The sequence below is a fragment of the Sporocytophaga myxococcoides DSM 11118 genome (assembly GCF_000426725.1).
Taxonomy (GTDB): Bacteria; Bacteroidota; Bacteroidia; order Cytophagales; family Cytophagaceae; genus Sporocytophaga; species Sporocytophaga myxococcoides.
The window spans coordinates 456960-476960 of sequence record NZ_KE384560.1 but is presented as its reverse complement, the minus strand read 5'-3'; the positions used below and the strand labels follow the sequence as shown (position 1 = coordinate 476960).

23 protein-coding genes are annotated in these 20001 nt (G+C 36.3%); 6 read left to right on the top strand and 17 right to left on the bottom strand.

What is annotated here, in order from left to right; translation table 11 throughout:
* Positions 1 to 6 precede the first annotated feature (6 nt).
* From gap to K350_RS0120160, 3 genes are all read left to right on the top strand, one after another.
* The gene (gap, locus tag K350_RS0120170; RefSeq protein ID WP_037576474.1) at positions 7 to 1014 is read left to right on the top strand and encodes a type I glyceraldehyde-3-phosphate dehydrogenase; all 1008 of its coding nucleotides are present in this window, start codon (positions 7 to 9) and stop codon (positions 1012 to 1014) included.
* 271 nt (positions 1015 to 1285) lie between these two features.
* Positions 1286 to 1843 (top strand): DJ-1/PfpI family protein, encoded by a 558-nt coding sequence (locus K350_RS0120165; RefSeq protein WP_028981437.1) that lies wholly within the window; start codon positions 1286 to 1288, stop codon positions 1841 to 1843.
* Between the two features lie 113 nt (positions 1844 to 1956).
* Positions 1957 to 2796, top strand: coding sequence for a hypothetical protein (locus tag K350_RS0120160; RefSeq protein ID WP_028981436.1), 840 nt, complete (start codon positions 1957 to 1959; stop codon positions 2794 to 2796).
* A gap of 29 nt (positions 2797 to 2825) precedes the next feature.
* Here K350_RS0120160 and K350_RS0120155 read toward each other — a convergent pair whose 3' ends face one another.
* From K350_RS0120155 to K350_RS0120110, 10 genes are all read right to left on the bottom strand, one after another.
* Positions 2826 to 3257: an SRPBCC family protein gene (locus K350_RS0120155; protein ID WP_028981435.1), complete on the bottom strand. Its 432-nt coding sequence runs from the start codon at positions 3255 to 3257 to the stop codon at positions 2826 to 2828.
* A 140-nt stretch (positions 3258 to 3397) separates the two neighbouring features.
* Positions 3398 to 3655: a YHS domain-containing protein gene (locus tag K350_RS29680; protein ID WP_051313402.1), complete on the bottom strand. Its 258-nt coding sequence runs from the start codon at positions 3653 to 3655 to the stop codon at positions 3398 to 3400.
* Positions 3656 to 3782: 127 nt separating this feature from the next.
* Complete coding sequence (locus tag K350_RS0120145) at positions 3783 to 4070, bottom strand: YciI family protein (protein WP_028981434.1); 288 nt, start codon at positions 4068 to 4070, stop codon at positions 3783 to 3785.
* A gap of 99 nt (positions 4071 to 4169) precedes the next feature.
* Entirely contained in the window at positions 4170 to 4826 is a 657-nt protein-coding gene (locus K350_RS31520) for a matrixin family metalloprotease (protein ID WP_051313400.1), read from the bottom strand.
* Positions 4827 to 5008: 182 nt separating this feature from the next.
* On the bottom strand, positions 5009 to 5515 hold the full coding sequence (locus K350_RS32450; RefSeq protein ID WP_156027113.1) for a hypothetical protein: 507 nt from the start codon (positions 5513 to 5515) through the stop codon (positions 5009 to 5011).
* A gap of 155 nt (positions 5516 to 5670) precedes the next feature.
* Positions 5671 to 6456: an alpha/beta fold hydrolase gene (locus K350_RS0120130; RefSeq protein WP_028981432.1), complete on the bottom strand. Its 786-nt coding sequence runs from the start codon at positions 6454 to 6456 to the stop codon at positions 5671 to 5673.
* A gap of 392 nt (positions 6457 to 6848) precedes the next feature.
* Positions 6849 to 7763 carry a toxin-antitoxin system YwqK family antitoxin gene (locus K350_RS0120125; RefSeq protein WP_028981431.1) on the bottom strand — a complete coding sequence of 305 codons (915 nt, stop codon included), beginning with the start codon at positions 7761 to 7763 and terminating at the stop codon, positions 6849 to 6851.
* Positions 7764 to 8322: 559 nt separating this feature from the next.
* The gene (locus K350_RS0120120) at positions 8323 to 9123 is read right to left on the bottom strand and encodes a T9SS type A sorting domain-containing protein (protein ID WP_028981430.1); all 801 of its coding nucleotides are present in this window, start codon (positions 9121 to 9123) and stop codon (positions 8323 to 8325) included.
* 40 nt (positions 9124 to 9163) lie between these two features.
* The gene (locus tag K350_RS0120115) at positions 9164 to 9649 is read right to left on the bottom strand and encodes an SRPBCC family protein (RefSeq protein WP_028981429.1); all 486 of its coding nucleotides are present in this window, start codon (positions 9647 to 9649) and stop codon (positions 9164 to 9166) included.
* 12 nt (positions 9650 to 9661) lie between these two features.
* On the bottom strand, positions 9662 to 10222 hold the full coding sequence (locus K350_RS0120110) for an NADPH-dependent FMN reductase (protein ID WP_028981428.1): 561 nt from the start codon (positions 10220 to 10222) through the stop codon (positions 9662 to 9664).
* Between the two features lie 227 nt (positions 10223 to 10449).
* On the opposite strand from K350_RS0120110, the gene K350_RS0120105 reads away from it, so the two are divergent.
* Positions 10450 to 11871 carry an MBOAT family O-acyltransferase gene (locus K350_RS0120105; protein WP_028981427.1) on the top strand — a complete coding sequence of 474 codons (1422 nt, stop codon included), beginning with the start codon at positions 10450 to 10452 and terminating at the stop codon, positions 11869 to 11871.
* A 14-nt stretch (positions 11872 to 11885) separates the two neighbouring features.
* Positions 11886 to 12845, top strand: coding sequence for a hypothetical protein (locus tag K350_RS0120100; protein ID WP_028981426.1), 960 nt, complete (start codon positions 11886 to 11888; stop codon positions 12843 to 12845).
* 60 nt (positions 12846 to 12905) lie between these two features.
* Here the strand turns inward: K350_RS0120100 and K350_RS0120095 are convergent, their stop codons facing one another.
* The 5 genes from K350_RS0120095 to K350_RS0120075 all read right to left on the bottom strand — a co-directional run bounded on the left by K350_RS0120095 (position 12906) and on the right by K350_RS0120075 (position 15948).
* Entirely contained in the window at positions 12906 to 13664 is a 759-nt protein-coding gene (locus K350_RS0120095) for an SDR family oxidoreductase (RefSeq protein ID WP_028981425.1), read from the bottom strand.
* A 13-nt stretch (positions 13665 to 13677) separates the two neighbouring features.
* Positions 13678 to 14100 (bottom strand): hypothetical protein, encoded by a 423-nt coding sequence (locus K350_RS0120090; RefSeq protein WP_028981424.1) that lies wholly within the window; start codon positions 14098 to 14100, stop codon positions 13678 to 13680.
* Between the two features lie 60 nt (positions 14101 to 14160).
* Entirely contained in the window at positions 14161 to 14658 is a 498-nt protein-coding gene (locus K350_RS0120085) for a YdeI/OmpD-associated family protein (protein ID WP_245598683.1), read from the bottom strand.
* 36 nt (positions 14659 to 14694) lie between these two features.
* The gene (locus tag K350_RS0120080; RefSeq protein ID WP_028981422.1) at positions 14695 to 15357 is read right to left on the bottom strand and encodes a DUF6928 family protein; all 663 of its coding nucleotides are present in this window, start codon (positions 15355 to 15357) and stop codon (positions 14695 to 14697) included.
* Positions 15358 to 15483: 126 nt separating this feature from the next.
* Complete coding sequence (locus K350_RS0120075; RefSeq protein WP_037576471.1) at positions 15484 to 15948, bottom strand: SRPBCC family protein; 465 nt, start codon at positions 15946 to 15948, stop codon at positions 15484 to 15486.
* Between the two features lie 473 nt (positions 15949 to 16421).
* Here K350_RS0120075 and K350_RS29670 point away from each other — a divergent pair, with 473 nt between their 5' ends.
* On the top strand, positions 16422 to 16976 hold the full coding sequence (locus K350_RS29670) for a hypothetical protein (protein WP_037576468.1): 555 nt from the start codon (positions 16422 to 16424) through the stop codon (positions 16974 to 16976).
* 38 nt (positions 16977 to 17014) lie between these two features.
* On the opposite strand, the gene K350_RS0120065 is transcribed toward K350_RS29670, so the two are convergent.
* Together K350_RS0120065 and K350_RS31515 are read right to left on the bottom strand one after the other, a co-directional pair.
* The gene (locus K350_RS0120065) at positions 17015 to 17890 is read right to left on the bottom strand and encodes a hypothetical protein (RefSeq protein WP_028981420.1); all 876 of its coding nucleotides are present in this window, start codon (positions 17888 to 17890) and stop codon (positions 17015 to 17017) included.
* A gap of 2 nt (positions 17891 to 17892) precedes the next feature.
* On the bottom strand, positions 17893 to 20001 hold a 2109-nt coding region (locus tag K350_RS31515; RefSeq protein WP_081671084.1), incomplete at its 5' end, for an eCIS core domain-containing protein.

Here is a 20001-nt window from a genome sequence, read left to right as displayed (position 1 = left end):
AAATGTATGTCTAAGATAAAAATCGGAATCAACGGATTCGGGAGAATCGGGAGGCTTGTATTCAGAGCAGCTATTAAAAGATCTGATGTAGAAATCGTTGCCATCAACGACCTTATAGATGCTGATTACATGGCATATATGCTCAGATATGATTCTACTCATGGAAAATTTGACGGAAGCATTGAAGTAAAAAATGGCCAGCTTGTTGTGAATGGTAAAGCTATCAGAATCAGTGCAGAAAAAGATCCTGCTGCATTAAAATGGAATGAGGTGGATGCTGAATATGTAGTAGAATCGACAGGCTTGTTCCTAACCAAGGAAACAGCGCAAAAGCACATACAGGCGGGAGCAAAACGTGTGATCCTCTCTGCTCCTGCGAAAGACGACACACCCACGTTTGTAATGGGTGTTAATCACGAAACCTATACAAAAGATCTTAACATCATATCCAACGCCTCTTGCACCACAAATGCCCTTGCTCCTATTGCAAAAGTCCTGAATGATGCATTTGGAATCGTTGAAGGTTTGATGACCACCGTACATGCAGTAACTGCGACACAGAAAACAGTTGACGGCCCTTCTGCCAAAGACTGGAGAGGCGGAAGAGGAGCTTATCAGAATATTATTCCGGCCTCCACTGGAGCAGCAAAAGCAGTAGGACTGGTAATACCTTCCCTTAAAGGCAAACTTACCGGTATGTCTTTCAGAGTGCCTGTTGCAGATGTTTCTGTTGTTGATCTTACATGCCGTCTTGAAAAGCCTGCATCCTATGAAGCCATTAAGAAAGCTGTAAAAAACGCATCAGAAGGTAAGCTTAAAGGTATATTAGGTTATACCGAAGATGAAATTGTCTCTACAGATATTCTTGGAGATGACAGAACCTCTGTTTTTGATGCCAAAGCAGGTATCTCGCTTAATGATCATTTTGTAAAAGTGGTTAGCTGGTATGATAATGAGTGGGGCTTCTCAAACAAACTTGTAGATTTGATTGCTTATACCAGTAAGGTTAAATAAAGTAATGAGGTTATTTATTTAGTTCAAGTCTCAAAGCAAAAAGACCTCATCCCTAACCTTTCTCCTGAAGGAGAAGGGAACAGTCGACGAGAAACTAATGTAGCTATTTATAGATAAATTAAAGTCCTCTCCTTCAGGAGACGGAATTAGGGTGAGGCGAAATATGGCCATTAAACCTATTCCCAAATAATTAAAACCACCCCTTGAATCTCCGGTTATAATTGACCGGAGATTTATTATTTTTACAATAATTTTTTACCTATACATAAATATGAAAATAGCATACGTAATTTTTGAAGGCATTACCTGGCTTGACTTTATTGGCATCTATGACCCATTAAGCAGACTCAAATCACTTAAATATATTCCAGATTTGGAATGGGATATCTGCTCTTACACGGAAAGTAATAAAGATAACTTTGGACTTGAAGTAAAGGCTACCAAAATCAACAGTGATCTTGGAGCATACGATGTCATCATAGTCCCTGGCGGATTTGGCACAAGAAAACTTCAATTTGATAAAGACTTTATTAACTGGCTAAAGACCTCAGAAAAAGTAAAGAATAAGATTTCTATTTGCACAGGAAGTCTGCTTCTCGGGGCTGCAGGTTTTTTAAAAGACAAAACAGCCACTGTAAATTTTATGGAGTATGAAACTCTAGCGCCTTATTGCAAAACCGTAAGTAAAGAAAGAATTGTTGAAGATGGCAATGTAATTACAGCCGGAGCTGTTTCTGCATCCATAGACCTTGGGCTTTATCTCTGTAAAAAATGGGCAGGAGATGAAGCTGCCAAGGAGATAAGGAGAAGAATGGATTATCATGGTTGATAAAACCGTTGCTGACTTAAGTATACTTAAAAATGTTTACACAGGAGGTAAACATCTTTAGCAAAAGCCTGTTTTACCGGATAAGATAAGGGTTGCCTTGTCTTTTCCCGGTTATGCTTAGAAAAGTAAGAAAAAAAATCTCGTCCCTTTTTGGAAAACCAGATGAGGAAAGCATTAACAAATTTGAAGAGAAGATCCTTGAAAGCCTTATCACCGCATATATAGATGCGTCTAAAAGAACCCGACAGATTTTTCTTATTCTCAATATCGCTGGCATTATCATTTTTATTGCGGAATTTAACAGAGTTTTTAGCTGGCTTCATTATTTCAGAGAAAACGAAAAACTTGCTAAAGACCCACAGCAGGAATCTTTTCAAAATATTATTTATGACAAATTTGAGCTAATAGAAATTCCTGTTATAGGTATTCAGTTTTCAGTCAGTGATATCATACTTGTTGGTATGCTTGGGTTTGTTGTAATCGCTACCTGGTATTACTTTTCAGCAAGAAGGCAACATCACGTTGTTTCAGAATTACTTGAGAGATCACGGAATTCAGACAATTTACATATTAAGAGATACCTCTACTTCGGAATTGTAAATCAATCTGTTTTCCTCACTGGGTCGGATGTTGATACAATAGACTTTAAAAAGAAATCATCTTATAGAATAGTTGCGCAGATTTTACAAGCATTTCTCGTTATCTTACCCTTTTCCCTTATCGCTTTTGAATTGTTCAGACTATACAACTATGGAGGCTTTTACCCTGATGGTAAAATGTGTTGGGACATGACCAAAGGCCAAAGGACGGACATTATCGTTCGTCTGATAATAGGCTTAGCCTTGGGACTGTACTCGTTCAATATCTGGAATGATATAAGAAAATTGATGAACGCCACCAAGTGGAAACTAAGAGAAATGGGCACAGAAGCAGAGGCACCCGCAAAAGGCTAACACTTTCACTGCCTCTGCATTTGATACTGTTACTTTTTTTCTAATAACTTTTTCATTGAGTCGAGTACCATACCCCAATTCTTTTCAGAATGTTCCCTAGCCTCCTCAGTCTTTATATTGTCCTGACTAATAGTCAGGCGCACTCCTGTAGCAACTTCCTCCAAATCATAAGAGATATGGGCATAATTTTCTTCAACATCAGGTGTACCTGACATGGAACTCCAGTAGGTGTATTTAAAAGTTTCTTCTGGCTCTATGGCAGTAATAATCCCACCATCTTCATAAGGCTTACCTTCCCAGACACCTTTGAAAGAGATTCTGCTACCTACTTTCCAATCGGAATAGGTGTCCGTACCGAACAAGTATTCTTTAATAATTTTAGGATTAACGAGAGCATCCCAGACAGTTCTAACATCTGTCTTGATTTCAATGGAAGCTTGAGCTATCAGGTCTGTTTTCATTTTTTATTTTCTTTGATTAACTCTGTAAAGAAAAAGTGGTTTAGTGACAACCTTATGTCAGGAGGAATAAATTCTTTTATAGAACCCTTTAAAATCAAAAAGGCCCGCGTTCGCGAGCCTCTTTGATCTGTATATTTTGACTATTTCAGATAAGTCTCTGAATTTTTCTCAAATTCCTTTTTACATGCCGTATTGCAGAAGCCATATACTTTGCCATTGAAATTTAAGGTATCAGCCAGATGGCCCGCAATTGGCATTTTACAGACAGGGTCGGTATCTAAGGCTAATGATGATACCTCCAATGCAATTTTTTCAGCCTTCTTTTCAGGTGAAGAACATGAAGAAGTCGCTAAAACTCCCGCAAATAGGAAAAGAGATAGGGATATATTTCTAAACATGATTTTATTTTAAAATTTCAGTTTTGATTTTAGTCACAATACTAACGAATTTATCAGGAAAAACTTTCATTCTGAATAAACTTCACAACCATTTAATTATCTGAATATTACAAAAGACAAACAATGGTTATTCTGTAAAACAAGCAAAGTCTTCATCATATTTAGTCGGTATTACTTCAGTGATGTCATAATCCGCAATTTCATTTTGATAAAAAGGATCTTGGTGGATAATTTCCATTAAAGCTTCCCTACTTACATTACGAACCAATATGACACCCCCAGTCCGAGGGTTTTTCCTTCCTGAAAAGATGAATTTCTTTTCAGAATAATATTTATCTAAAAATCGGATATGAAGATCAATGAACTTTTCTACTTCGCTGATTTCTTTTTTGTATGATAATGAAACAATAAACATTTGTATTTTCTTTTACTTGTTTACTTTATTAAATCCTGAATGATGCATTTGGAAACTTTACAATATATTCCAATTCAAGATTATATTTTAATTCATGAATTATTGAAACCTAACAACTTTAGAGTACAGTTGATGTAGCCATGACTTTAATTCCCTTTTACAATTTGAGCATAAATCTAACTTTGCTTTATCAGTTGTATGAATTGACTCAACAGCATCTTGCATCACACATCCGGTATTTTCACAATGATCCAATCCCAGATTATGCCCCAATTCATGGACTGAGACTTTCTTAAGTCTTTCAAGATAAAGTGTCTTCGATTTGCTGTGTAATCTAAAACTGGAAATGATGCAACTTGGGCCAGGTCTATAGCCAAGTCCAAAGATTCCCCAATCGGCATACTTCTCTTTGGGAGCTTTAACATTTCCAAATACATCTCTTTTAGTTACCGAGATATCATAATCTGTCAATCCTATAATATAGTCAAGTGTATCAGCTTTATTCTCTTTCAGGTATTTGATTAAGACATCAGCTCTATACCTTAGAGACTTAATATTTATAAAGGCCTCCTGTGGCTCCGATGCTCTAGGCAAGATGAAGGTCTTAAAGCCATATTTTCTTTGAATCGTTATTGATATCGTATCAACTATTTTCGAATCAAAGTTGCCTAACGGTTGAATACCAACCCGAACAATTTTGTCATTTGAGCAACCCAATAAAATGCTCGCAACAAAAACTATTAATTGAATTTTCATTTTGATTAAAGACTGTTAATGCTGACATTTTAAGTAAGTTGAGTATTTTCACTGCTCTTATGTAAGAGTAAAAATATTTTAGGCACATCATGATAGCTTACAACGTCGAATCAAATCATAACAAAAAACTAAATCTATTAGAAAGACCTGTAAATGTTCGGATTAGTTTATGCTCATAGCTTTTAGTAGTTCCTTCTCCAAAGTGTCCAATGTCCACCTATATCTTTATTGTATTTTACCTTATTACGCTTTAGAAATTCATTTAAACTACTGAAATTCCAATGATATATTTTTGCGAATTCAATTGAATCACCATGGGTCATATGTAATATAATTGTTTTTGTTGACCCAACCTTACCTATCGATATTGAATCATGAGCAAATTCTTTAATCTGCCTTTTAGGAATTCGTAATTTTTGATATTTAAGCGGATGTGTAATTATCAGTTCATCATCCTGTTCTATTTTAATAAAGCTTATGTAATTAACATTTGTATATAAATTCAAATAGGCTATATATCCAAAAAATGGAATACAGAAGAGTGAAAACAAAATGAACTTAAACTCTAAATACTTTATCGAAAGGATAAAAAGAACTATGCATGCTATCGTTAAACAACAAAAAAATATTGAAGTAATTAATGAAATGATGATCCATAAATAATTGGGATAAATTCGTTCTTTAATCATTAGGTAGTGTTTAAAAATTACTAGTCAACAATTCATTATCAATCGCAATCAACCCGTTAGGAAGAGATGCGAGCTTGTAAATTACAATAAAATAGGCCCTGTGTTTCAACCGTTTTTATTTTATTTCCAAGTTAAACGCCTTTTCATCTCTATTGCTACTTGCAGCTAAGCCCATCAAGAAATCGCAGGGCTGTTGAGGTGAATGGAACCGTTGAATCGTAAATAGGAACGTGGTCGCCGCCTGGAATAATCCATAAAGCAGCATCCGGTATAGAACGGTACATACTTACAGGGATTTCAATGGGAAAAAAGTTATCTCGATCACCGTGCACAACGAGCGTACGAGCTGTAATGGCTGATAAATTTTGTGCGGTGAAATTCATATCGTCATAGTTTTCGTGAAACGCATTGAACTGTGCAATGAGTTGACGAATCTGTTCGTCACCACGTTTTGCGCATTCCCGATACATTTCTTGCACTTGTTGTGGCATGGTGGCAAACGAAGCTCTGCGCATAATGGCCCTTGCCTGATCGGGGAAATAGGTTGTTGCACTAATTAATACCATCGCGTCGATGCGTTTGGGTTGACTTGTCGCCATGTGCAGTAGCGTCATCCCACCAGAACTCATTCCCATTGCTGAGAACTGACCAATCCCCAACTTTTCAAGCAAGAGGAAAACATCATTGGCTGCTTCACGATGTGTGAATTTGTTATCGGGATTGGTGGAGTAACCATGGCCACGCAGGTCCACTACGATCAGTCGATGGTGCTCTGAGAATTTGGCAATAAAGGGATGCCAATTCTGCGCACAACCGCCAAAACCATGCAAGAGCACGAGCGGCTTTCCGACTCCGTACTCCTCGTAGTACATCTCAATATTGTTGATTTGAACGGTATGCCCGCTAGTGGTTGTCTGTTTAGGAGCGTACTTCGTTTTCATGGGTGTCTTTCTAATTAATAAATGGTTACCTACTGCTGTTAAGCGAGATTTTTGTTATTTCCTTATGTCAATTTACTTTTTTAATGTCATCCATTATCTCGGCTGAAACCGTGAAGATTAATATTTTTTAAAGTCTCCTATCCATATTAAAAATTACCACCACTAGTTTATAAACCACAAAGTGCGTATGTCATGCTATATGCACCTAATTGCAATTTACCAGAAAATAACTTTTCAAATTCAATCTGAAGTATAAAATACAAATAATAAAATTCATAAGTTGAGCTCGGAAAGTTGAGCAAAAAGGTCATAATTCGCACCTTGAAGTTTATGTTTAAAATAAGTAATAAGCTCTTCTGTATGCGTCTATTGGGTTGGGAAGGTGGTGTTCGTCAGAAGTTGTCTAGAGTTTGAAGATGTCCGTTTGCATCATATTGCACCCACTTTCCTTTTTTTTCCCCTCTCAAAAAAGAACCTTTTGAGTTAAGTTTACCATTTTCATGGTATAGATTCCACTCTCCTTCTGGATTATCATTTCTTACATATCCTATAACTTTTAAATTTCCATTGGCATACCATGCCTTATATAAACATTCTTCAATGCCATCTTTATAATGCCTTTTGTAATGAGGTTTACCGTTTTCAAACCAGCCGTTTGTTTCACCATGTTGTTTTCCATTCCTCCAATAGGAGATTTCTTTTATTTTTCCATTTTGATGAAACTGTATCATACTATCAACTTGAACATTTTCTTTCCAGTTTGATATTTGTTCAAGTGCCCCATTATCATACCAAAACTTAGCTACCCCTATTTGTTTGCCATCAATTCTATAAGAACTGTCAGCTACAATACCAGATGGATAGTAGGTAATAATATAACCCGTCTTTTGTCCTAGTTTGAAATCATTTATTCTCCTAAGCACTCCATCATCAAAGTAATATTTCCACCTTCCATTCTTTTTTCCACCAACAATTTCGCCCTCTTCAATCATTATTCCCTCCTCGTTATAAAAACGATTATATCCTTCTTCAAATTTTTCATTTATAAGGCTGTCCTGTTTATAAAATTCTTGCTTTATAAATTTCCCCTCAATATCATATACTTTAAGGGTTCCATTTAATTTACCATTCACCAAAGTGCCTTTCTGACTGTATATTCCATTCGGGAAAAAGGATATAAAATCACCATTCTCTACTTGTGGTTCATTCGAGCTAGCCGTAATCCACACTCCTTGAGAACTACCTTTGTCAACCCACCAGATCCACCTCCCATTTCTTTTGGACATATCATCAATGGTTTGCTTCATGGAACAAGCATTGAATATTGAAAAAATTAAGAGACAAATAAGTTTGAATTTCATTGATTTGATCATTACTTCGTAACAGTCCAGTTATTTGATTTTTTCATTTCGATTTTGAAGTCATAAAAATTTGTTTTTATTCTTCGTTGCTAAATTAATCAACAGCTAATAATTACTTTTATTTCGAGCAACTAGGTAACATTCTATTCAAGCGCATATATCCTGCCAATTTACTTTTACACATGTACCTATTGCTGTTTACTAGAAAATTACCTTTCAAGTTTACCTAAGGTGAAACTACCATAATCTAAAATTTATAACCTAGCCAGAGATTTGAGCAAAAAGCTCATAATTTCGAGCTTGGAGCTCATAATTTGCCCAAATTTCCTTTAAAGCATCTGCCTAAAGATCCGATTCGGGAATTAACAAAGAGCTACTTTCTCTAAAGATCCGAACATTGGAAATTTGGGTTTAAAATCTTTTGATTTTAAATTCTTCATTCTAATATATAAAAAGAGGCTGCCCCTCTTGAGAACAGCCTCTTAAAATTTCATTCTTGCTAAAGCTATTGAACCTTAACAATCTTTCTCCGATCTGTAAATCCATCACCAACAAGCTCAACAAATACAACTCCCGGAGCTATATCAGACATATCTATCTGAATGATATTTGAGGACGCAGATATATCAATAGTTTTTACCTGATGCCCCCACTGATTTTTGATTACAATTGACTGATATACTTTTTGACTTGGGCTAAAATCAATATTGAGCAGATTTTCTGCAGGATTGGGAAATAGACTTAATGCCTTAGCTTCTTCTGCATTTATATTTGAGGTTATAACTATAGCTCCCTTCTCTTTGCAATCTTGAAACCTCTCTAAAAAAATATTTAAAGCTAACCTTAACACTTTATATTCAACAGGCGCCAAATCTACTCCACTAATAAATCCATTTACCGTATCATTTTGAACATGAAGAAAGGTAGTACTTATATAATGCCCCAAATACCTGTAATCGTTAATCTGATCCCAGTCATTTTTCTTTTCAGCTATTTTTTCAACAGTAAAAAATATTGTATCTCCTATTTCTCCCATATTTCTTGCAGACATGGAATAAACCTCATCCATACAGGTTTCATCTTTCTCATCCCATACTATAATTGTATCTGCGCTTTCTTCGCCTATAAGAGTTTGTAATAATTTTACCCTGATAGACTTTTCTTGATAAGAGACGATTTTCCCTTTTGCAACAAAGGATTTATTATTAATTGTTTCGCAAAAAGATTGGGTAAACCAGCTGCAAGCTAAAAGTGACCCTGAATTATATACTGTCAGGATCAGTACCAGCGTAAAAAATTTTTTCATACGGATATTAATTTAAGATTTATTAAAAGAATAATATCTTCTAGACTTCAACTCTGGATAATAGTTCCCGCCAGGCATCTCCCTCGGCAGATTCTTTAATTACCAGGTTTCGCTCAGTTAGTAATTTTTCCATATATGATTTCAAAAATAACCCATTCACAAATTTACCAAGAAACCCAAGCGGAGACTGAAATTCAAAACGATCGGTCATTATTGTGTGGCCTTCCTTTATCTCAAAAATATGCTCATGTCTGAATGACTTAAATGGACCGCTGACCATTTCATCGACAAAAAAATTGGGAGCATTGTATTCCGTAACCTTTGATGTAAGCTGGAGCCAGAGACCAAAGTGTCTGGCCTTCCAGGTCACGGTTTCGTGAAGACTAATAAGACCAGACATTTTGCCAGCAATAACTTTCTCATCAGATTTTTTTGTTGAAATCTGATGAAGTTCAATGCTTCTTGACAAGTCAAAACAAACTTCAAGCGGAGCATTGATAGTAGTATGGAGAATAATTAAAGACAAACCTAAATCGGATTAAGATTCCATCCTTTTTTTAGCTTCAATGCACCATAAAAGCTCATTGATAAATCCGGTAGCTCTTTTATCTGTTCCAGCTTTGTCAACAGGAATACCTTGTTCATCAAATGATTTATCTATAGTTGGTACGGGAAACATTGCAGGAACAGTCCAGGCCCTAATTTTCCATAAAGTGAACTGTAAGGATGTAATTACCTGTGTACCACCAAAACTCCCTCCGGATACTGTTGAGATAGCTACAGGTTTTCTATACCACTCATCATAAAGGAGATCTATTACATTTTTTAAACTGGAAGGATAGCCACCATTATATTCCGGCGTCACAATCAATACTCCATCAGCATTTTTTACTTTTGAAACAAAATCAAGCATTTGGGGGGTAGGATTTGGCTGAAACCTGAGACGCTCATCAAAGAGAGGGAAATTATATTCCAGTAAATCAAGTATTTCAACAGTGGCAAGATTATTAGACTCTATAAAACTTTTAAAGTAAAGTGCAGCGCGATGACTTTTTCTGTCTCTTCTTACGCTTGCTGAGATGATGGCTATATGTGGCATGATTCAATATTAGCAATAAAAATTATTCTTTCAATTATTAAACAAAACAGATTATAGGACGAACGACTTAATTCAACACCCAATTGAATTCACTGGTCGGAATCCATCCAAGACTGAATCAATTTAGGATTTATTCAAGATTAAATTTCCTGCCAACCAACCGGTTTTCGATTGGAAATACAGTTAAAATTCATTATTATTGTCTTCATTTATCGACAAAAAAGAGCATGATTTTTAACAGCATCCACTTTTTAGAATTCATTCTTATATTCATACCATTATATTACTTTTTCAAGGGAAAGTTAAGATTATGGTTTACCCTGGGCGCAAGTTATTTCTTCTATGGGTATTGGGACTATCGCTTTCTGGCACTGGTTCTTGCATCGACGATTTTTGAGTATAACCTTGCGTTGTACCTGGAGAAGACAGAAGATGAGAAAAAGAGAAAGAGACTACTGATTACCAGCATAATATTCAATCTGGTTACTTTAGGTTTCTTCAAGTACTTCAATTTCTTTATAGAATCAACCAATGGAGTATTAGGTTTATTCGGAACCGGGACCATTCACAACACCCTTCATATTATTCTGCCCATTGGTATTTCATTTTATACCTTTCAGGCAATAAGCTACACAACAGACATTTACAAAAGAAAGATAAAAGCAGAAACTGACTTTGCGGCGTTTTCAGTTTACTCAATCTTCTTTGCGAAGCTTACAGCTGGCCCAATATTGCGAGCCCATGACTTTTTACCACAGCTTAAAACAGATCAGAAATTCACCTGGGACAATTTTGAAACCGGGCTTGCCAGGATACTTTTAGGATTTGCAAAAAAAATAATCATTGCTGACTCCCTCGGTTCTTTTGTGGGAACTGCATTTGCGTTTCCTGAAAAATACTCGTCGCTGTATCTCATCATCGGAATCATATTTTATTCTTTCCAGATATACTGCGACTTTTCCGGGTATTCCGATATTGCAATAGGACTTGCGAGAATACTGGGATATCGTTTCCCTCAGAACTTCAACTTCCCTTACCTAGCTAAAAACTTTTCAGAGTTCTGGAGTCGCTGGCACATGTCACTTTCCAGCTGGCTTAGAGAATACCTTTATATACCGCTTGGAGGTAATCGTAATGGTAAATTCAATGCCTACAGAAACCTTATGATCACTATGCTGCTTGGAGGGCTCTGGCATGGCGCCAACTGGACATTCGTAGTCTGGGGTGGATTAAATGGAGTATACCTTGTGGCTCAACGCCTTATTCTGCCAACAACCGACAGAATTGCAAAGGTAGTCCCAAAACAATTATTCGTTCCTACTGCAATGATAATTGTATTTCTACTAACCTGTTTCTCAAGAATATTTTTCAGAAGCAATGACTTTGAAAGTGCATTTGAAATGATAAAAGGGATATTCGCTTTTAATGACATGTCTTTCGGGCATTTGCCTAATAAGTTTGTTATTATCAAAAATATAGGACTGGTATCTATCTTAATGATTCTGGAGTATGTTCATCAAAGCTATGATTTTGAAGATCTGGTTTTAAAATCTCCATCATTTAAAATCATCACATTTTCATTAATACTCTGGTTGATTGCACTGTTCGGTACATTCAGTGACTCTCAATTCATTTATATTCAATTTTAAATCGACAGCGGGCAATGAAAGAATCTGTTATTGAAAATATTAGCGAGATAAAAGCTCCTTCCATTGAAGTTGAGATAAAATCTGAAGCTGTAAAGAAAGAAAAGAACAGGCTTTGGTTTTATTTAGTATTGATTCCTCTGATATTTCTTGGAGACCGTTGCATAGGTTCCTTCCTTGAATATCTTACCATGACAAGCAACCTTCGTTATTCAAAGTTGTACAATGGCAAAGGTGAAGCAGATATCGTCATACTTGGAAACTCCAGAGGAAACGGGTATTATGAGCCTGAGATAAGAAGGATCACAGGAATGACTACACTCAACTTAAGTTATAATGCTTTGCCAGGAGAAGTTGGGCAAGTACTTATTGAAGACTATTTTGAAAGATATAAAGCAAAGCTTGTTATAGTTGATATTAGTCTGGTCATGAGAACTGAAGATCAGGTAATCACCAGTTTCAGGCCATATATAAGCAAGTCAGAAAAAATGTCTGCTCTTATTCAAGGTGTATCCCCTGCAACTGCCAGAGGATGCCAGATATCAAAGCTTTACCAGTACAATTCTGAACTATTCCACAGAGCATTGTATTATCTGGGAAAGCAGGAAGGAGACTGGATCCTGAATAAACAAATAAAAGAAGAGCTTTTAACGCATGATAACCTCGACGATAGCCTTGATGTAGTAATTAAACAAATAGGACTTGATAATCTAAAGGCCATAGCTGACGTAGCTAAGAAGCACAATGCCAGAGTTGAATTTGTAATAGCACCATACCATTCTATATGGCTGAACAAAATTCATAACATCAAAGATTTTCTTGCTGCAGTTAAAAATCATACAGGTGTTGAGGTGAGAGATTATTGCCGCTTCACCAATGATAAAACATGCTACTCAGATTACCTTCACCTGAATAAAAAAGGAAGCTTGCTTTACATGAAACAGCTGCAGGATGATGGAGTATTTGCGCTGAAATAATATTTGAAGACTACGTATATATAGAACCATCCGGCAATTGCTTTACGGAAGGTTCTTTTTTTATCTGCCTCCTGCAATATCAATAAATGCTCCGGTAGTATAAGATGCCTCTTCAGATAGCAGCCAAAGAATTGCATTCGCAACCTCTTCGGGATTCCCACCCCTCAACATTGGAATTGTTGATTTAATCCTGTCTATTCTTCCAGGCTCGCCCCCACTTTCATGAATATCTGTGTAAATAAATCCAGGTCTTACCGCATTAACTCTTATTCCTTCGGGCGCTACCTCTTTGGAAAGGCCAGTTGTAAAAGAATCAATAGCGCCTTTAGAAGCAGCATAATCAATATATTCTCCAGGAGAGCCTGTTTTTGATCCTATAGAAGAAACATTCACAATACTGCCTCCATTACCACCATTACGGATGGACATTCGTGAAATGGCTTCTTTAGAACATAAGAAAGTTCCTAGGATATTATTTTTAAGTGTTCTTAAAAATCGCTCATGACTTATACCCTCCAACTTTGATTGATGCTCCAGAGTGCCTGCGTTATTGACCAGAGCGGTTATTGGACCGAGTTTAAGATCAATCAGTCTAAACATCTCTTTAACCTGTTCTTCCTCTCCAACATCTGCCTTACAGGCAAAAGCTTTGCCTCCCCCCTCTTCTACCCTTTTAACAATAGCATTGGCAGCTACTTCATTTTTGACATAGTTTACGCAAACATGGTATCCACGAGAAGCTGCCAGAAGCGCCGTTGCAGCTCCAATACCTCTGCTGGCTCCCGTAATTAGTATAACTTTCTCTGTTGTGGTAATCATCTATTTATATTAATTAATAAACTCTGACATCTTTCAGATAATATTCTTTATCATAAATTTTAAAGCCAATGGTAACTTCTGTATTACTATTGTTAAATTTTGAAGGATATCCAGAAAAAACACTGACAAATGTATCATCCTGCCCCTTCATCTCTTTTATATTGTGAGTCTCCCAACAATCGCTTCCATTTCTGAGCTGGACCAGGCTAAAAGAAAACCCCGCAGATTCATTAATCTTATTCCCATTTTCATCAAATATCTCCAATGATCCCTTCATTTTATCATTTAATAGACAAATGAGATCAAGCTTATATTTATCAACATAAAGTGTATCACTGCCTGCTGGAATTGAAGAGCAGGAAGTATTTAATGAAACGTCCTTGTCCTTTTTACAACCTAAAAAAATAATCAATCCTAATAAAAGTAATTTTCTCATGTTTAATTTAGGTTTACATAAATGTGTTTTTCAAACTTAACAATTCATATGCCACAACTTTTAAAGGTCATGTAACCTCTTATTTTCTGCTAATCTATCCATCATCTTCACGATCCTTTCAGCCTTGGTATCTTCCTTTTTAGCTTCGTAAATCCAATCAAGATAAACCTTTTGTTCACCTTCTGTAAAAGCTGAGAAATTTTGAAAGACTTCTTTAGGTTCATTATTAAAACATTCCATTATCTCTTCTGGAATGCCTAATGGACGCTCATCCAGATAAAGAATTACCCTGACTTTATCTCCTTTCTGTTTTTTGATTTTCTTTCTTATCTCGGCCCTGACAGGTAAGAATAACTTTCCATTTCCCATAGGCATAAGTTTATATTGACTTAGCTCAAAGTTATCAATACTACCTTTAACTTTTACCCACCCAAATTTTGCCCTTTTGTCTGGTGGAATTTCATTGATGACAACGTATGTCCACCCTCCTTTGCCGGAAATCTTCTCAAGAATATAATCAGCATTAACAAGTGGCATTTCAGTTTTTGATTTAGCCATCAACAGATTGGTTTTAATGGGAAATATTATACCTTTTTACCAAAACTTCCACCAAGGCTTGCCCCCACTTGCTGAAAAAGAATTTATGATTTTGGAATAACTATAACCTTCCAGCCTTGTCTCGAATAAAAAATCTTCACAACTATCAAGTGGTTCACCCAGGTACTTGCCAGTTATCTCAAACACAAACTCTTCTCCTACCTGATCTTCAGACATAGGCTCATCAGGATAGTCTTCAAAAATATACTCACGTCTCCCTTCTGCATTAATCTGAGATTTAGATAATAATTCAAGCTCCTCTTTCAAAGGTTCACCAAATTCCACAAAAGTCCCATCATCTGCGCTTCCTGCTCTGGCACGTATCTTCTGTCCATCTTTGGTTACAGAATATCCCCAAAGATTTACAACACTATGCAAAACAATAGCGCATATTTCTGCACCCGGGAATTTATCTATCAATATCTTCTCCGCGTGTCCTGGTGTTTCCTCAAAGAAACTCATGGGCATATCAGGAGCACATATTATAAGATTGTTTTTATATCTGCCAATATAGACTTCATTGTCATTCGGATTTATGACCTCTTCCACCGTCCTAGCTTTAATCTTCGACAAATTAGAAAAACCTAATTCAGTCAATAAGGATTTATGATCTGTTTCCTTACCTGAATGTACAATGATTGCTGATGCTTTCCAGCCCATATAAATAAAGATTTAGTTGTACAAACTTAGCTTTAAAAGTTATAAATCAGATTCAAAAAATCATTCTAAAATAATACTAATTCATTATTTGAACCCAATCAGTTCCTTTTCTTCATGAGTAAACATTTATTGCAAATCTTTCAACACGACTTCAAGTCGATCCAAATTTTCTTCATTCTTATCTGTAACAAACCCTTTAAGATTGTTACATTCTTCCGGCGTTTTAAAAATCATCCTGAAGTATACTTTTGTTTCATCTTCAGAGATTTTTTCAAATGTTGCTTCTATCTGAAATTTTGGTTGCGAAATATGATTCAATACGACCAGCCCAGGTTCTTCAATCTTCACAAAAACACTTTCATTTGGATAGTCCTTCTTGTCCGGACCATGCATTATAAATGACCATTTACCTCCGGGATGAAAATTAAATTCATTAAAAGTATTTGTAAAACCTTTTGGTCCCCACCATCTCTTTAAATTATCAGGGTTGGACCAGGCTTTAAAAACCTGTTCTCTGGTCCCTTTTACAATTCTGGTATTCAAAACCTCTCTATCAGGAGAAGATACGTATGTTTCCAGTAGTTCAGCCATATTTTTTTATAGTTAAGAGTTATTCAAATTTAATTTTTATATCTAATAAATGAGTTATTTAGGTATTCAAAAATAATCATTTCAAAAGGCTGCTCTGAAAATCTCTGATCTCTTCATACAGTGCAAACATCTGGCATTTGGGAAAACTTAAATTACTAAGCAGAATCCATTAATATTAAATTCTTCAGACTGAATAGTTCAAAATTCTTCTTCTTTATGGTATCTGTATTAAAATTATAGTAAACAAAGAAGATAAGGATAGGTGACAACAGGATGTCAGTAGCCTCTACTGAAATATAGCTTAAATTTCAAGGAAAAATTAATAAAGATACTGTATGTTAGAACTAAGTGAGTTAAAAAAAGCAATTCAATACTAAAATTTCCAAAAGCTATACAGAAGAAAAGTCTCTTTAAAAGAATTTCTGATTGTAAAATATTTCTTATCATTACACAAAAAAAATACCTGACAGAAAATGGAAGCTATATCAAAGTTATTAAAACCCTTTGTTGGAAAGCCCTTAACAGTAATCATCAATGATGAAGATGAAAACCTGCACGTATTCGACTGGGGTAAATTAGAAAAAGAACATGACAAAATAATTGCCCAGACTAAGGGCATGACTGAAGATCAGATGAGTGATTTTTTAAGTCATAATGGTAGTGACCTTATGGACATTTATGATTACTACATGGATGACGATTGTATTGAAAAAGTTGAGAATAAAGAATGGGTTCCTTTTGGAATACTAGGTCTTTCTCACAACATTGACAGTTATGCCGAAATGGGCCATGCAGGGCTCCTTCTATTGGATGTAGCCGAAGATGAAGAAAACCCATCTGTTGTTTTATATCTTGATTCTGAAGCTGAGACTATAGCCCCCAGCTTTGATGGACTTGAGATTTTAGAAAGTGACGAAGATACAGATGAGGACTTTGACGAAGACGAGAACTTTGATGAGGAAGACTTTGATGAAGACGATTTTGATGAGGATGATTTCGCAGACGAAGATGATGATGTAAAAAAATAAATAAAATACGCCGGGTGAATTAAGCAATATTCATCCGGCTATTCATTATTAAACTGATAACTTAACTCTTCTTTAACATATGGAAAAGTTTTTGAAAGTTTAAGTTTACCATTGAGGTATTGGTAGACTTTTTTTCTTGTTAATGTTTCATAATACAAACCATCCTTTCTTATTGCATTAAACAAAGTAATTTCTTCCTTCATAATAACCTCATTTATATTATCTCCATTTAAATCTTTGATTTCATCCAGATGAATCTCATTTCCTAAGGTATCTCCGTGAAGAGGACTGGTGAGATATTCGTCTTTAGTCTCAATCCTCGAAGCAAGTGACATAAGATCATTATAGGAATTATTATAGAAGATTGTATCCAACTTGTTGTTTTGAAAACTATATATAGAAGTCAGCCACTGACAAAGGCCTTGATTGCAGTAATCAATATTCACGTGTATCTGGTTAAGCTTGTTAGTCTTATTAAGTGATAGGAGTTCAAGCCTTCCAAAAAAATTCTCTGCATATATAAGCCTCCATTTATTACTTTGATACTTATAGACAAACAGCATCGAATAGGGAACTCCCCAGATAGGGCCGGTTGGGTAGGTGTTTGCAGGAGAGATCAGCACAAGACATTCCCGGGAAACGGTATCCATAAAGTATCCGGAAAATTTCTGAACTGATATCTGATCCGGTCGCAATGTATCCTCTCTTTCAAAATCAAAGGCAACCATATCCAGGTCTTGGGTCTGGTAAACTTTAGGATCAAGGAACTGCTTTGAATAATATTTTCTAAAGAATGTATTGAGATCTTTATGTATCCTTGAATCTGAAGGAAGACTGTTATTATTCTGTCCTAAAGTAATTAACGAGTTTAAGCAGACAATAAAAAAAACTATAAGGAACTTCAACTGAGACATACTTATTTTTCTTCGGTTAAATGTGCATCAAGCTTAGCTCCCATTGGCACCACAATTCTGTATTTACTACCATCCTTTAATATAATAGCATTGCTTAATACTTTATTCTCCCCTTTCAGGTACACCTTCTTATTCTTTATTTCAAGATCCTTATAATAATCATCATTATAGGTGGAAATAAATGTAGAATAACCTATTCCCTGCGGTTCGGAAAACTCTTTTAGTTTACTTAACACAAGCAGAGACGCCGACCATTCTATAACATTGTTTGAATGAGTAGCTTTAACAAAAACAGATTTTTTAGCGGTTTCGGTAATGTATTTATAAATTACCTGCATCAAGTCACCTTTGGTATCGCTGTAATCAGTAGTATTCCAGGTTGCACCTCCAGGAGCCCAATGTTTCAGGTGAGCCATCAACCTTACGGATGATGCATTCCAATTATCTTTATAAGTATTATTTTCCGTATCAACTACATATGAAGGATAATTGAATGCTCCACTGGTTTGGAGCAGTTGTACCTGCGCATCTGCAACATCCTGACCATATTCTTTCTTTTCACCAAGCTCTATAAAAAAGCTTTGTAATCTTGCATCGGAACGAATGAGTTGAGAAGCTGCATAGGCCTTTTTCGATTCATCGTTTGCGGTAACTTTTCTGTCATTTCCAATAACTACGATATCATTTCCTTTAATGCCGATTCCCACCTGCAGGAAAATGTTCTTATACTTAGGATCTTTCGCCAGTATAATCTTAAGCAACTTCACAAGAGAACCTCCTGTTGCAAAACCCCGACCATAAGTAAAGACTTGCCCGTCCCAGGTATTGATGGAAGAATAACCACCTTCTCTTTTCAGCTCAGTATTTATAGATGTTTTAACGTCTGTATCTTTTTCAGATGAACCTGTTACAGGGGAATCATAAAGATTTTTACCAGTATACATATAGCCTTTTCCACTTTTGCTTAATACGTTCCCGCCACCTTTTCCATAAGTCTCCGTATCAGTTCTGTCATTAATGGCACTTCTATTTGCCTCTATTTTTTTAAATGTCTCCTCATCAACCTCATCAAGCGTTGTCCAATCAGTAATTTCAGTGAATGATGAGAAATTATCTTCTGTATCCTTAGGTTTATGGAGTAACTCTTCTTTCTTTAGCCAGCCCCACTGAGTTGGGGAGACCTCTACTCTTACAAATTTCCCACAGGATTCACGTATTTTAAGGTATTGGACTTGTGTTAAAGAAACGCTGGTGCCTTTGGTGCTGAATGGACTCGGATAAATTTTAGTACCTTCCTTTGACACTCTGTATAACTGATCTTCTATTTCCAACTTCACCTCAGTCATTTTAGACATTGAAGTCCAAACTTCTTCGCCAGTACTTTGGATTTTCACTTTACCAATTCCCTTGTCACCTGTGCTTAAAAGAGTAAGTCTTTCACCTACCGGAATCTGTTTTCCCGTAGGCTTATGCGGCGCTGCCTCCTGAAGTATGTTAGCCCCCCATGTACTTACCACATATTCAGGACGTGATGGTTCAACCTCTTCCTCTTCTTCTTCCGCCTCAAGTGAATGAGCAGCCAGGAAACCAAGCTCATCGGCTTCATTTTCCAAAGCCGGATCATCATTGACAGTAGGACCTTTTGCCTGCATTGTACCTTTTACCCTTCCTTCTCTTTGTTGCACCACATGAGCAAGCTCATGCCCTAATAGCTCCTGACCACCTGTAGAATTCGGATTGTATTTTCCAGGTGCAAAGTGAATATTTTCACCTTGGGCATAAGCCCATGCACCCATAGAAGCTGCTTTATCACCTTCATGTATTTTAACATTGGAAAAATCCGCATTGAAAGCTGCTTCCATCTTAGCCTTCACAGCATGAGGCATCTGGCTTCCGCTTACTTCAGCAGGGGAAGAAGCAACATTTGCATTACCGCCATCTTTCTTCATCTGGACTTCCTCTTCTTCAACCTCAGGAGATTCCATCTTCTGAACCGGACCTTTTTTCATCTGCAACTCTTCTTCTTCCTGCTCTCCTGACTCCATCATTTGAATAGGCCCCTTCTTCATCTGAACTTCCTCTTCTTCCACCTCTGGAGCCTCCATCATTTG